General features: G+C 72.6%; 11 protein-coding genes. 5 read left to right on the top strand and 6 right to left on the bottom strand.

Annotated features, from left to right (window positions below; all coding sequences use genetic code 11):
* Positions 1–114: 114 nt before the first annotated feature.
* Positions 115–1,242 (bottom strand): CAP domain-containing protein, encoded by a 1,128-nt coding sequence (locus GA0070607_RS06080; protein WP_231930872.1) that lies wholly within the window; start codon positions 1,240–1,242, stop codon positions 115–117.
* 370 nt (positions 1,243–1,612) lie between these two features.
* Here GA0070607_RS06080 and GA0070607_RS06075 point away from each other — a divergent pair, with 370 nt between their 5' ends.
* The 3 genes from GA0070607_RS06075 to GA0070607_RS06065 all read left to right on the top strand — a co-directional run bounded on the left by GA0070607_RS06075 (position 1,613) and on the right by GA0070607_RS06065 (position 6,411).
* Entirely contained in the window at positions 1,613–1,807 is a 195-nt protein-coding gene (locus tag GA0070607_RS06075; RefSeq protein WP_007456482.1) for a hypothetical protein, read from the top strand.
* 369 nt (positions 1,808–2,176) lie between these two features.
* Positions 2,177–5,791: a chromosome segregation protein SMC gene (smc, locus tag GA0070607_RS06070; RefSeq protein ID WP_089017293.1), complete on the top strand. Its 3,615-nt coding sequence runs from the start codon at positions 2,177–2,179 to the stop codon at positions 5,789–5,791.
* Positions 5,791–6,411, top strand: a complete 621-nt coding sequence (locus GA0070607_RS06065) for an HAD family hydrolase (RefSeq protein ID WP_089017292.1) — start codon at positions 5,791–5,793, stop codon at positions 6,409–6,411. The genes smc and GA0070607_RS06065 overlap by 1 nt, the downstream gene beginning before the upstream one ends.
* An 87-nt stretch (positions 6,412–6,498) precedes the next feature.
* Here GA0070607_RS06065 and GA0070607_RS06060 read toward each other — a convergent pair whose 3' ends face one another.
* The 5 genes from GA0070607_RS06060 to GA0070607_RS06040 form a co-directional block, all read right to left on the bottom strand.
* Complete coding sequence (locus GA0070607_RS06060; protein WP_089017291.1) at positions 6,499–7,029, bottom strand: DinB family protein; 531 nt, start codon at positions 7,027–7,029, stop codon at positions 6,499–6,501.
* Between the two features lie 111 nt (positions 7,030–7,140).
* Positions 7,141–7,635: a universal stress protein gene (locus GA0070607_RS06055; protein ID WP_172898994.1), complete on the bottom strand. Its 495-nt coding sequence runs from the start codon at positions 7,633–7,635 to the stop codon at positions 7,141–7,143.
* An 11-nt stretch (positions 7,636–7,646) separates the two neighbouring features.
* Positions 7,647–9,266, bottom strand: coding sequence for an MDR family MFS transporter (locus tag GA0070607_RS06050; RefSeq protein ID WP_089017290.1), 1,620 nt, complete (start codon positions 9,264–9,266; stop codon positions 7,647–7,649).
* A gap of 136 nt (positions 9,267–9,402) precedes the next feature.
* A complete protein-coding gene (locus GA0070607_RS06045; protein ID WP_231930871.1) occupies positions 9,403–9,846 on the bottom strand; it encodes a MarR family winged helix-turn-helix transcriptional regulator in 444 nt (147 codons plus the stop codon).
* Positions 9,847–9,872: 26 nt separating this feature from the next.
* A complete protein-coding gene (locus GA0070607_RS06040; protein ID WP_089017289.1) occupies positions 9,873–11,585 on the bottom strand; it encodes an alkaline phosphatase D family protein in 1,713 nt (570 codons plus the stop codon).
* Positions 11,586–11,668: 83 nt separating this feature from the next.
* On the opposite strand from GA0070607_RS06040, the gene ftsY reads away from it, so the two are divergent.
* Positions 11,669–12,859, top strand: coding sequence for a signal recognition particle-docking protein FtsY (ftsY, locus tag GA0070607_RS06035; RefSeq protein ID WP_089017288.1), 1,191 nt, complete (start codon positions 11,669–11,671; stop codon positions 12,857–12,859).
* 6 nt (positions 12,860–12,865) lie between these two features.
* A complete protein-coding gene (locus GA0070607_RS06030; RefSeq protein ID WP_172898993.1) occupies positions 12,866–13,729 on the top strand; it encodes an aminoglycoside phosphotransferase family protein in 864 nt (287 codons plus the stop codon).
* Positions 13,730–13,805 lie beyond the last annotated feature (76 nt).

Here is a 13,805-nt window from a genome sequence, read left to right as displayed (position 1 = left end):
CTCCCGGGTCCCGGGCGGCCCGTCGCCGCCCTCACCGGTACGCCGCCGCCCCCACGCTCCGGCCCGGCGTACCTCACCGGGTCAAACGAGCGCGGGGGCGGGGACGACGCGCGGTCAGCGCGGTGCCGCGAAGACCTGCGTCCAGTACGGCCCGTTGCTGTTGGCGATGCCGACGCCGATCTCGGTGAACGCGCAGTTCAGGATGTTCGCCCGGTGGCCGGAGCTGTTCATCCAGGCATCCATCACGGCGGCCGGGGTCTTCTGGTTCCATGCCACGTTCTCGCCGTAGGTGCGCCAGGCGTAGCCCACCCGGTCCAGCCGGACGCCGGCGTTGCTGCCGTCGCTGCCGGTGTGCGACATGTTCTGGTGATCGGCCTGATCCTGGCTGTGCCGCTGGGCGGCCGTCATCAGCTTGTCGTCGATGCTCAGTGCCTTGCAGCCGGCCTTGGCCCGTTCGGCGTTGACCAGGTCCACCACCTCGCGGGCCTGGGCGCTGACGGTGCCGCTGCCGCCGGATCCGCTGCCGCTGCCGCTGGTGCTGCTCGGCGCGCTGGTGCGCGGAGTGCTGCGCCGCGAGGCTGCGGTGGCGCGCGACGACGCCGGGCTGGGCTTGACGACCTTGCTCGGCGTCGGGCTCGGCCGGGCCGAGCTGGGCGCGGTGGACGGGGAGGGTGCGACCAGGGTGTCGCCCAGTGGTTCCTCGGTCGGCACCGCCGGGGCGGCGGCGAGGGTGTCGTCGACGGCGGTCGGCTCGGTGGCCGCGTCGTTGCCGCCGGGCAGGGCGAGCGCGCCGACGCCGAGGCTCACGACGAGGGTGGCCGCCGCGGCCGCGCCGCCGATCACCAGGGGGCGGCGCCAGCGCCGCTGGGAGCGGTGCCGGCCCTCGCTGGAACGGCCCGGACCGGTCGTGTCGGTCGGCCAGCCGCCCGTGTTCTCCTCGGCGGGGGTGTTGCCGCGCCAGTCGCCGGTCGCCTCCTCGTCCTGCCGGTAGGCGGGCTCGTACGCGGGCCAGGCGGCGGTGGGGTCGTCGGCGGGCCCGGCGGAAGCCGCCGGTTCCGGTTGCCAACGGGCGGTGGGTTGCGCGCGGTGCCACTCGTCACCGGGCTGGTCGGGGTCGCCGTCACCGAACAGGTAGGCCGAGCGGGGTTCCGGGCGGTCCCTCAGCCAGTCCGGCTCGTCGGTCGGCCGCTCGGCGCGCCGGGGGGCGCCGTTCGGGTCCATCGGGTCGGTCCAGCCGTACACGCACTGCCTCCACGGGGTCGGTTGCGGGCCGGGGTGACGCTACGACTCGCCCACTACCTGCGGCAACGTGGCTAAGGAAGAGTTAAGGGGAAGTCGGACGCCAAGGTGCGGACTTCCCGGAATTCGGGCGTACAGTAAAGGTGTCCGGACAGAGAGTGTCCGTGCCTTGAGGCAGCCCCCCGACAAGTGGACAGGTCGACGTAGAGATGATCTACGGCCTGCGAGAACTTGACGAAGGAGGGGTTTGCGGCTCAATATATAGGTGTCGCCAGTCGCGCCCGGTCATGCCCAGATACAGCTGGAATGACAGTCGCGTATAAATGGGCGCGCGTTGGCCGGCCTTTCCGGCAGCGCATATCAAGGAGTCAGCATGGCGAAGGCCCTCTACGGCCACGTAGGCGCAGCGCCCGACCGGCGTCTGCTCGACGAGGTCACCCGACTGCGTGCCAGGGTTCAGGCACTGGAGTTCGAGATTACGCGTCTGCGCGCCGACAACGATCGGCTCGCGGCGGCTGCGGCGGAGGCGGACGACCTGCTTCGTCTGGCCGAGCCGGCGCTGACCTGATCTTCGGGGTCGGAAAACTGAATCGCACCACCGCAAAAATGCGCGCCGACACCTCTGTGCCGGCGCGCAACGCTGTCCGGCACCTTTCCCGGCCGACGATTTATGATCTTGTGCCGAGGCGCGCCGGAACCGCGCCAGTCGTTTCCGCAAACGCGTCGGTCGGCGTACTGATCATGAACGCTGTTTGTCTTTCTCCCCGCTTCCCGAACAACAGCGCCGGCGGCTCGCGCTCGCGTCCCCGCGCTCTCGACCGGCGCGCTTCGGGGCGGGTCGCGTGCCCGACCGCTCCCGCCACCGGGTTAGTCTGCGGGTTCACCAGGTCCGCGTAGCCGGCGACGGTACGGCGGCCACCGGACGAGGATCGAGAAGGTGTATCTCAAGAGCCTGACGGTGAAGGGCTTCAAGTCCTTCGCTTCCGCCACGACGTTGAAGCTGGAGCCCGGGATCACCTGCGTGGTGGGCCCGAACGGCTCCGGCAAGTCCAACGTCGTCGACGCCATCGCCTGGGTGCTCGGCGAGCAGGGCGCCAAGGCGCTGCGCGGCGGCAAGATGGAGGACGTCATCTTCGCCGGCACCGCCGGCCGGGCGCCGCTGGGTCGCGCCGAGGTCACCCTCACCATCGACAACACCGACGGCGCGCTGCCGATCGAGTACACCGAGGTCTCCATCACCCGCCGGATGTTCCGCTCCGGCGAGAGCGAGTACGAGATCAACGGCAACTCGTGCCGGTTGCTGGACATCCAGGAGCTGCTCTCCGACTCCGGCATCGGCCGGGAGATGCACATCATCGTCGGCCAGGGCCGTCTCGACGGCATGCTGCACGCCAAGCCGGAGGATCGCCGGGCGTTCATCGAGGAGGCGGCCGGCGTCCTCAAGCACCGCAAGCGCAAGGAAAAGGCGCTGCGCAAGCTCGACGCGATGCAGGTGAATCTCAACCGGGTTACCGACCTCACCGCCGAGCTGCGCCGCCAACTCAAGCCGCTGGGCCGGCAGGCGGAGGTGGCCCGGCGGGCCGCCGCCATCCAGGCCAACCTGCGGGACGCCCGGCTGCGGCTGCTCGCCGACGACCTGGCCACCCTGCGGACCACCCTCGACCGGGAGATCGCCGACGAGACCGCCCTGCGGGAGCGCCGCGAGCAGGTCGAGGCCGAGCACGCCGAGGTGCAGGGCCGGCTCGGTGAGCTGGAGGCCGCGCTGGCCGAGGACGCTCCATTGCTCGCCGCGGCCCAGGACACCTGGTACAAGCTCTCCGCCCTGCAGGAACGCTTCCGGTCGATCGAACAGCTCGCCCGCGAACGGCTGCGGCACCTCAGCGCCACCAGCGACGACGAGCGGACCGGCCGGGACCCGGACCAGCTGGAGGCCGAGGCCGAGCGGGTCCGCGAGCAGGAGGAGGAGCTGCGCGCGGCGCTCACCGACGACCAGATCCGGCTGGCCGAGGCGGTGGAGCACCGCCAGGAGCTGGAACGTCAGCTCGCCGCCGCCGAACGGGAGCTGGTCGCCGCCGCCAAGGCCATCGCCGACCGGCGCGAGGGGATGGCCCGGCTCACCGGCCAGGTCAACTCGGCCCGGGCCCGGACCACCAGCGCCGGCGAGGAGATCGAACGGCTCGCCGTCGCGCACGCGGACGCCATGGGTCGCGCCGAGGCCGCGCAGGCCGACCTGGACGCTGTCTCCGCACAGTCCACCGAGGCGGACCGGGACAACGCCGACCTGGACGCCCGGCACGCCGAGGCGGTCGCCGGGCAGGAGCGGGCGCAGGCCACCCTCCGGTCGCTGGCCGACGCCGAGCGGGCGGCGGAGAAGGACGCGGCCACCTGGAAGGCCCGAGAGGAGGCACTCTCCCTGGGCCTGCGACGCAAGGACGGCGCGGGCGCGCTGCTCGCCCGAGCCGGCGACGTACCCGGCCTGCTCGGCAGCCTCGCCGGGCTGCTGACCGTCGCCCCGGGGCACGAGGCCGCGCTGGCCGCCGCGCTCGGCGGCCTCGCCGACGCGGTCGCGGTCAGCGGGGTGGACGAGGCCGTTGAGGCGATGCGGCTGCTCAAGATCTCCGACGCCGGTCGGGCCGGCCTGCTGGTGGGCAGCCCGGCCGGTCCGGGCATGACCGGTTCCGCCGACGCGCTGCGTCCAAAGGTGCCCGACGGCGCCCGATGGGCTCCCGACCTGGTGGAATGCGCCGCCGAGTTGCGCCCAGCGGTGCACCGGGCGCTGCGCGACGTGGTGCTCGTCGACGACCTGGCCGCCGCGGCCGACCTGGTCGCCGGCAATCCGGAGCTGCGCGCGGTCACCCCCGACGGGGACGTCGTCGGGGCGTACGCGGCGGCCGGCGGGTCCGCCAAGGCGCCCAGCTACATCGAGGTGCAGGCAGCCGTCGAGGAGGCTCGCGGCAACCGGCTCGCCGCCGAGCAGACCGGTGCGGAGCTGCGCGAGCAACTCGTCGAGGCACGCGCCGAGGTGGCCGCCGCCAAGGAGGCCGTGCAGCACGCCGCCGCCGAGAAGCGCGAGGCGGAGAGCCACCGCAACGCCGCCGCCCGCAGACTGGCCGAGCTGGGCGCGGCGGCCCGCTCGGCGAAGGCGGAGACCGACCGCCTCGGCGAGTCCCGGGCCCGCGCCGAGGCCGCCCGGCAGCGGGACCTCACCGCGCTCGCCGAGCTGGAGGAGCGGCTGCGGCTGGCCGAGGAGACCCCGGTCGACGCCGAGCCCTCCACCGAGGAGCGGGACCAGCTCGCCGCGATGGTGCCGCAGGCCCGGCAGAACGAGATGGAGGTCCGGCTCGCCGTGCGTACCGCCGAGGAGCGCGTCTCCTCGATCGCCGGCCGGGCCGACTCGCTGGCCCGGCAGGCATCCGCGGAGCGGGCCGCCCGGGAACGCGCCGCGGCCCGGCGGGCCGCCCGCACCCGGGGCGCGGGCATCGCCCGGGCCGTCGCCGGCGGCGCCCGGGAGGCGCTCACCCGGCTCACCACCTCGATCGCCGCCGCACAGGAGCACCGCGACGCGGTCGCCCGGGAACGCGCCGCCCGCGAGGCGGAACTCCAGGAGGTACGCGGGGCCGCCAAGCGGTTGGGCGCCGAGCTGGAGCGGCTGACCAGTCAGGTGCACCGCGACGAGGTGGCCCGCGCCGAGCAGCGGCTGCGGATCGAGCAGCTGGAGGCGAAGGCGGCCGAGGACTTCGGGCTGGACGTGGAGACCCTGGTCGCCGAGTACGGGCCCACCCAGCCGGTCCCGCCCACCCAGGCCGACGTCGCGGCGGCCGAACGGGACGGGCTGCCGGTGCCCGAGCCGGTCCGCTACGAGCGGCCGGTGCAGGAGAAGCGGGCCGCCAAGGCGGAACGCGAACTGGCCCTGCTCGGCAAGGTCAACCCGCTCGCGCTGGAGGAGTTCGCCGCGCTGGAGGAGCGCTTCAAGTTCCTCTCCGAGCAGTTGGAGGACCTCAAGGCCACCCGGCGGGACCTGCTCACCGTGGTCAAGGACGTGGACGAGCGGATCCTGGAGGTCTTCGCCAGCGCGTTCGAGGACACCGCGCGCGAGTTTGAGCAGGTGTTCACCGTGCTCTTCCCCGGCGGCGAGGGCCGGCTGATCCTCACCGACCCGGAGGACCTGCTCACCACCGGCGTCGAGGTGGAGGCCCGCCCGCCGGGCAAGAAGATCAAACGGCTGTCCCTGCTCTCCGGTGGCGAGCGGTCGCTGACCGCGGTGGCCATGTTGGTGGCGATCTTCCGCGCCCGGCCGAGCCCGTTCTACATCATGGACGAGGTGGAGGCGGCCCTGGACGACGTGAACCTGGGCCGGCTGATCACGTTGCTGGCACAGTTGCGGGAGAAGAGCCAGTTGATCGTCATCACGCACCAGAAGCGGACGATGGAGATCGCCGACGCGCTCTACGGAGTGACCATGCGCAGCGGGGTCACCCAGGTGATCAGTCAACGGCTCAACCGGGCCGACGAGGACGACCAGCGGCGCGGCCGCGGCGAGGAGAACGGGTAGTGGCTCGGGAACGCGCGACGGCGCTCCTGCTGGATCTGGACGGCGTACTGCGCCGGTTCGACCCGGCGGTGGCCGCCGGGGTGGAGCGGGAGTACGGCCTCGCCGACGGTGTGCTCACCGAGATCGCCATGCAGTGGGGCCGGCTCCAGCCCGTGCTCACCGGCCAGGTCAGCCACGCCGACTGGGTGGGAAGCGTGGCGGACGCGCTGGCCCAGCCGGCCGGCGGCGTGGACCGGGCCCGGGCGGCGGTGGAGCAGTGGCAGCGCTACCGGGGCGAGGTGGACACCGAGGTGCTCGACTTCGTCCGGGAGGTACGCGCCGCCGGGATCAAGGTCGGCCTGGCCACCAACGCCACCGACCTGCTCGACGCCGACCTGGCCACGCTCGGCCTGACCGGCGAGCTGGACGTGGTGGTGAACTCGTCGACGCTCGGGGTGCACAAGCCGGCCCCGGAGTACTTCCAGGCCGCCTGCGCGGCACTGGCCACCCCGCCGGCCCGGGTGCTCTTCGTCGACGACGAGGACTGGGCCATCCGGGGCGCCCGGGCCGCCGGGCTGTCGGCGCACCGCTGGGGCGGCCACGCCGACCTGCGCTACCTGCGGGCAGCGCTGAACTATTGAGCCGGCCTCCGTCGCCGTATCGCCGATCTGGCGGCATCCGGCCGATCTGATGCCGCCACATCGCCGATTTGCGGTCGATCAATCCGGTCAGTCGCCGGTGACGCCGTCGATGCGTTCCCGAATCAGGTCGGCGTGGCCGTTGTGCCGGGCGTACTCCTCGATCATGTGCACGTAGGCCCAGCGCACGTTCATCTCGTCGGCACTGCCGTCGCGGCGGCGGCGCACGAAGGTGTGGTCCAGGGAGAGTCCGGCCACAGCCGCTCGGGCCGCCGTGACTTCGGCAGCATAGACGGCGAAATCGCGCTCGGCGTCGGCGTCGGCGACGTCGTCCAGGTCGCCGTCGGGGCTGTCCTCCGTGCAGTAGAGGTCGCCCAGGTCCTCGCCGGCGGCGCGAACCCGGAACCACCAGCGTTCCACCATTGCCAGGTGCCGGACCAGGCCGAGCAGGGTGAGCCCGGAGGGCTCCACGCTCGGGATCTTCAGTTGCTCGGCGGTGAGCCCGGCGCACTTGAGCAGCAGGGTCTCGCGTTGGTAGTCGAGCCAGCCGTCGAGCATGGTGCGCTCGTCACCGAGGTAGGGCTCGGGCTTGCGGTCGATTTCAGGTGCTCTCCAGGTCATCGGGCCATCCTGGCGGTCCCCTCCGACAAACGGCCAGCGCATTACCGCCGGCGCGTTAAAAAGGGGCCCCTGTACAACCCCAGGCGTTAAGAAGGTGCCCTTCCTTCGCGTCTAGGGCACCACGACGACGGGCCAGCGGCCGGTGCGGACCAGGCGGGTGGCGACCGAGCCGACCAGCCGATGACCGGCCTGCTCAGAAGCGCCGACCACCACCATGTCGGCCTGGAACTCGTCGGCCGCCGCGCACAGTTCGCCGTACGCGTCGCCGCGCCGGCACAGAAAGGTCACCGACAGGCCGAGCTCCTCGGCGCCGCGCCGGCATTCCCGGCGCAGTTCGTCGGCCAGCTCGTCGTGGGTGCGCTGCACCGCGCCCGCGTCCATCCCCGGCACCAGGGCGGTCAGTCCGCTCGCCGAGCTGACGAACAGCACCACCAGGGCGGCGCCCTGTCGGCGGGCCAGGCCGGCAGCGTAGGAGCCGGCCCGCTCGGAGGTGCGGGTGCCGTCCACGCCCACCATGATCACCCGGGGCCCGTCCGTGCCTCGTTCGAAGGGCAGTGGGCGGGTCCGGGGACCGTACTCCTCGCGGTCAGGTGCTCCCACGCTCATGGCTGCCTACCTCACCTCTGCTCGCCGGTACGGACGACGGCGGCACCAGCGCCCGCCCCGATGGTTGATTCTTGCTCGACTTCGGCGCCGACCGGGGAGCCGGCGTGCTGCCGCAGCGGCACCTCCTTGATGAAGCTCACAGCGATCAGCGCGATCAGCGCGAAGGGGGCGGCGGCCAGGAAGATGTCGCCGGCGCCGTGGCCGTACGCGCTCTCCACCACTGCCCGGATCGGTCCGGGCAGGGTGTGCACGTCGGGAAGGACGCCACCGCCGCCCGAGCTGGACGCGGAGATGCCGAGCCGGGCCAGGCCCTCGGACGTGTAGCCCGTGACCTTGTGGCCGAGCACCGCGCCGAGCGCGGAGACGCCGATCGCGCCGCCCAGGCTGCGGAAGAGCGCCACCATCGAGCTGGCCGCGCCGAGCTCGTGCGTGCCGACGGTGTTCTGCACGGCGAGGACCAGGTTCTGCATGGTCATGCCGAGGCCGATGCCGACCAGCGCCATGTAGATGCCGAGCAGGGTGAAGCTCGTGTCGGCCCGGAGCGTGCCCATCAGCGCGAAGCCGGCCGTGAGCAGCGCCGTCCCGATCACCAGGAACCGCTTCCAGCGGCCGGTCTTGGTGATGATCCGACCGCTGAGCGTCGAGGCGACCAGTAGGCCGAGGATCATCGGCAGGGTCATGAGGCCGGACATCGTCGGGCTCTGGCCGCGGCTGATCTGAAAGTACTGGCCGAGGAAGACCGAGGCGCCGAACATGCCCACGCCGACCGCGATGCTCGCGACGACGGCCAGGGTGATGGTGCGGTTGCGGAACAGGCGCGGCGGGATCATCGGCTCGGCGGCCCGGGTCTCCACCCGGATCGCCAGCGCGCCGAGCACCAGTGCGCCGATCACCATGACGGCGGACTGCCAGGAGATCCAGTCGAACTGGTTACCGGCGAGCGAGACCCAGATCAGCAGCAACGAGACGGCTGCGGTGATCAGCGTGGCGCCCCACCAGTCGATCTGCGCCTTCCGCTTCACCACCGGCAGGTGCAGGGTCTTCTGGAGCACGACCAGCGCGGCGATGGCGAACGGCACGCCGACGTAGAAGCACCAGCGCCAGCCCAGCCACGAGGTGTCGACGATCACGCCACCGATCAGCGGGCCGCCGATGGTGCCGACGGCCAACACGGCGCCGAGGTAGCCGCTGTAGCGGCCCCGCTCGCGCGGCGCGATCATGGTCGCCATGATCACCTGGGCCAGCGCGGTGAGGCCGCCGGCGCCGATGCCCTGGAGCACCCGGCAGGCGATCAGCTCACTGGTGCCCTGCGCGGCGCCGGCCAGCACCGAGCCCAGCACGTAGATCCCCAGGGAGAGCTGGACCAGGAGCTTCTTGCTGGTCAGGTCGGCGAGCTTGCCCCAGATGGGGGTGGTCGCGGTGGTCGCGAGCAGGGCCGAGGTGACCACCCAGGTGTACGCGGACTGGCCGCCGTGCAGCTCGGTGATGATCCGCGGCAGCGCGTTCGAGACGACCGTGGAGGAGAGGATCGCGACGAACATGCCCAGCAGGAGACCGGAGAGGGCCTCCAGGATCTGCCGGTGGGTCATGTCGACGCCGGTCGCCCGGGTGGGCGCTGTCGCCTGGCTCATCGTTGCTGCCTCCGGGTGGAGTCGAGGTGGAGGGCGGGGGCCGGTGAAGCGACGGCCGCCCCCGAAGCAACCGTAGGGGTTGGTTGCCCAAAGCAACAACTTGTCGGACCGCGCCGGCATTCCCGGCCGTCGCCGGTCAGATCCAGGAGTCGTTGAACCGGCCGAGCAGCCGGGCGAACTCCTCGACGTCCCGGGCCGGCCAGCCGTCCAGGGCGCGCAGGAACTCGCCCAGCCGGGCGGACCGGGCGACGTCGAACCGGCGCTGCCCCTCCTCGGTGAGGCTGATCTGCGCGGCCCGCCGGTCGCTGGGGTCGGGGTCGCGGTTGACCAGGCCGAGCGCTTCCAGCCCGTTGATCTGCCGGCTCAGCGTCCCCTTGCCCACCCCGAGCCGTCCCGCCAACTCGGTCAACCGGATCGAGCCACTCCGGCGCAGCCAGAGCAGCAGACCGTAGGTGTTCGGTTCGAGGTTCGGGTGCACCTCCCGGGCGATCTCCCACGAGACCGCCCGGCCACGGCGCAGCAGGGCCGTCAGTTCGTGCTCGACCGCCCGGATCGGCTCCGGCAGGCGCTCGTCGTCCACGGCGTAGAGACTACGGCGGGGTCAGCTCAGCCGTCGCCGGAGAGCCGGTGGCGCATCACCGGGCGTAGCCGCCCGTCCTTCGTGGTGCCCTCGATGGTCACCTCGGCCGCGCGCCCCCGATGGGTCAGGGTGGCCACCGCGTTGCCGAAGTACGGGCCGGCCAACTTGCGCCAGCGCACCCCCGGGCGGCGGACACCGGCCGAGCGGGCCAACGCCCTAGTCGCCCCCGCCGGGCCGGCCGACCAGCCCAGCCGCATCAACGGACGGATGCCGGCCGGCACCTGATTGTGGATCGGCGAGCAGGTGAGCTGGTGCACCGGAGTGACCACCGCCGGGTCGGCGAACCGGGCCCGGGCCACGTACGAGTGGTGCACGTCCCCGGACAGCACGCTGATCGACGCCGGCGGGGCGTACGCCGGGCCGGCGCCGACCCGTGCGCCGGACCGGCTCGGGGTGCCGGTGCCGATCCGGGCGAAGGTCTCCGCGAGCGCCTCGAAGGAGCGCCGGAAGGCAGCCCAGTGCTCCAGGTCCAATGCCCGGCGCAGCTTCTCCGCCCCGCGCGCCACCCAGGGCCGGCGCGAGTCGGCGAGCTTCTCGTTCCACGCCTCGACATGGTGGATGCCCTGCGGCAGCAGCCAGGGCAGCGACGCGCCGACCACCAGGTGGTCGTAGACCCCGTGGGCCTGGTCGAGGAACCAGGCCCACTCACCCGGCGGCAGCATCGCCCGGGCGCCCCGGTCGAGCACCCGGCTGCACCGGTTGTCCAGCATCACCAGCCGGGTCCGGCCCAGGTCCAGCGCGTAACTCCACTGGTACTGCACCGCGCGCCAGCGCTCGGTGTCGTGCGCCAGGTCGGACTCCTGGTCGACCCGGTGCCCGAACTCGCGCAGCACGCCTGTGGCGTCCTCCGCGGCGGCGACCTTCGCGAACACCGGGTCGGCGGCGATGTCGTCCGGGGAGAGGTTGCCCAGGTGCTGGTAGACCCAGTAGGAGGCGAGCCCGCTCCCGATCCGCTCGGACCACCACGGCTGCTCGCGGACCTCGGCCCGCCAGGACGCCGAGGTGTTCCAGTCGTCGATGATCTCGTGGTCGTCGAAGATCATCACGCTCGGCACGGTGGAGAGCAGCCAGCGGATCTCCGGATCCCGCCAGGACTCCAGGTAGAGCTTGGTGTACTCGTCGAAGCTCACCACCTGGTCGGCCGGCGCGCCCTTCGGACGCCGCCGGCGCCGACGCAGCAGCCGGCGCACCGTCGGCGAGGTGACGTCGGCGTAGACCTGGTCGCCGAGCAGCACCAGCAGATCCGGCAGCGCGGTCGCCTCGGGATCGGCCATCAACCGCCGGGCGTACGCGTCCAGCGCGTCCGGCGGGAGCTTGCGGGTGGTGGCGTGCTGGGTGGTCTCCCGACACGAGCCGAAGAGCAGACTCACGGGCTGGTCCCGGTCGTCGGCCGCCCGGGTGCGGATCACACTCGGCGGGAAGCCGCTGCCCGGCACCGGCCAGACCACCTCGTCGTCGACCAGCACCTCGTACGTGGTCGCGCTGTCCGGGGTGAGCCCCTGCACCACCACGAGCGCGTAGTGGTGGTCGTACGCCGAGAAGGTGGGTGCGGTGCCGGTGGCGCCGTCCGCGGTGTGGACGGTGACCACGGCGGGCGCCGCCGTCTCCACCCAGATGGTCGCCCGGGTGTCCACCACTCGCCGCAGAAGTGGGCCGATGAGGAGGTGCGCGGCGGGCATGCGGCGAGCCTACCGCCGGTTCCTGGCACCGGCCGGGGTGCGGTGGCTGGGACGCCGCGCCCGGCATCTGACAGGATTCCGGCATGGCCGAATATCTCGTCCTCGCTCTGGTCCTGCTCGGTGTGCTGATCGTCGGCGCAGTCGGGCTGGTCGTGCCGCGATTGCGGCGGCGGCCCGAGCCCCCACTGCCGCGCACCGAGGTCGACACCCGGGCCGAGGAGGATCTCGCCGGCCCGCCGGTCGAGGCACCGGAGTCCGATCTGTCCACCGGTGTCCTGGTCGAGCCGCCACCGGTGATCGAGGCGCCCGCGCCGACCGTCGAGGTGCCCGAGCCGACCGCCGGGCGGCTGGTCCGGCTCCGCTCGCGGCTGTCCCGCTCGCAGAACGTCTTCGGCAAGGGACTGCTCGGCCTGCTCGCCCGCGACCACCTCGACGAGGACGTCTGGGAGGAGATCGAGGACAGCCTGATCACCGCGGACGTCGGCGTCGACGCCACCCGCGAGATCGTCGACCGGCTGCGCGAGCGCACCCGGGTGCTGGGCACCCGCTCGGCCTCCGAGCTGCGTGCACTGCTCGCCGCCGAGCTGGTCAACGCGCTCGACCCGAGCCTGGACCGGTCGCTGCGCACGGCACCGAAGGACGGCGTCCCGGCGGTGCTGCTGGTGGTCGGCGTCAACGGCGCCGGCAAGACCACCACCTGCGGCAAGATCGCCCGGGTGCTGGTGGCCGACGGCCGCAGCGTCCTGCTCGGCGCGGCGGACACCTTCCGGGCCGCCGCCGCCGACCAGCTGGAGACCTGGGGGTCACGGGTCGGGGCGGAGACCGTCCGCGGCCCGGAGGCCGCGGACCCCGCCAGCGTCGCCTTCGACGCGGTCAGGCGCGGCATCGACACCGGCGTGGACACAGTGCTCATCGACACCGCCGGCCGGCTGCAGAACAAGGTCGGCCTGATGGACGAGCTGGGCAAGGTCAAGCGGGTGGTGGAGAAACAGGGCCCGATCGATGAGACACTGCTCATCCTGGATGCCACAACCGGGCAGAACGGCCTGGAGCAGGCCCGGGTCTTCACCGAGGTGGTCAACGTGACGGGCGTGGTGCTGACCAAGCTCGACGGCACCGCGAAGGGCGGCATCGTGATCGCCGTGCAGCGCAAGCTCGGCATCCCGGTGAAGCTCGTCGGCCTCGGTGAGGGCAAGGACGATCTGGCCCCGTTCGACCCGGCGCAGTTCGTCGACGCGCTGCTGGGCACCGAGGCCGCCGGACGGGACGCGTAGTCTCGGGTGACCACTGACGATCGCGCGTACGCGGGCTGGCGCGACCCCGGCCACCCCTCGCAGCGCCTCGGGAGACCGTACGTGACTTCGCAGGAGATCCCGCTGCACGGCGGCAACGTGAGCACCGTTGTCCGGGTCGGTGACACGGTCCGCCGCAACGCCGGGCCCTGGACCCCGTCCGTGCACGCCCTGCTGAGGCACCTGGAGTACGTCGGGTTCACCGGCGCCCCCCGGGCGCTGGGCATGGACGAGCGCAACCGCGAGGTGCTGTCGTACCTGGAGGGGGAGTGCGGGGAGTACCCGCTCGCCCCGCACTGGGTGACCGACGAGGCGCTGGTCACCGTGGCCACCATGCTGCGGATGTTCCACGACGCGCAGTACGGCTTCACCCCGCCGCCCGGGGCGGTCTGGCGCTCGTTCGGGCCGCCGCCACCGGACACGGAGGTGATCTGCCACCACGACGCGGCGCCGCACAACGTGATCTGGCGGCCGGACGGCACGCTCGGGCTGATCGACTTCGATCTAGCCTCGCCGGGCTCCCGGATCTACGACGTGGCGTACGCGGCCTGGACCTGGGTGCCGATCTTCGCGGACCGGGACTCGATCACCCTCGGCTGGAAGCGCCCGGATCGGCCGCGCAGGCTGCGGCTCTTCGCCGACGCGTACGGGCTGATCCCCCGCGACCGGCACCGGCTGATCCGGACCATCCGCAAGCGGATCGTGGATCACGTCGAGGGGATCCGCCGGATGGCCGCCGCCGGGGAGCCGGCATTCGTCCGGATCGTGCACAAGGGGCACCTACGCCGACCGATGCGCGATCTGCGGCTGCTCGACTACGAGCGGCACGCCCTGGAGAACGCCCTCCGATGAGCGCGGGGTCGGTCCGCCCTCGGCCGGTTCAGCGGGCGGGTCGGTCGATGGGTCGATCCGGCCAGCCATCGACGTA

Source organism: Micromonospora coriariae, from assembly GCF_900091455.1.
GTDB lineage: Bacteria > Actinomycetota > Actinomycetes > Mycobacteriales > Micromonosporaceae > Micromonospora > Micromonospora coriariae.
Note: the sequence above shows the minus strand (reverse complement) of the source record. Positions and strands in the feature narration are given on the sequence as shown.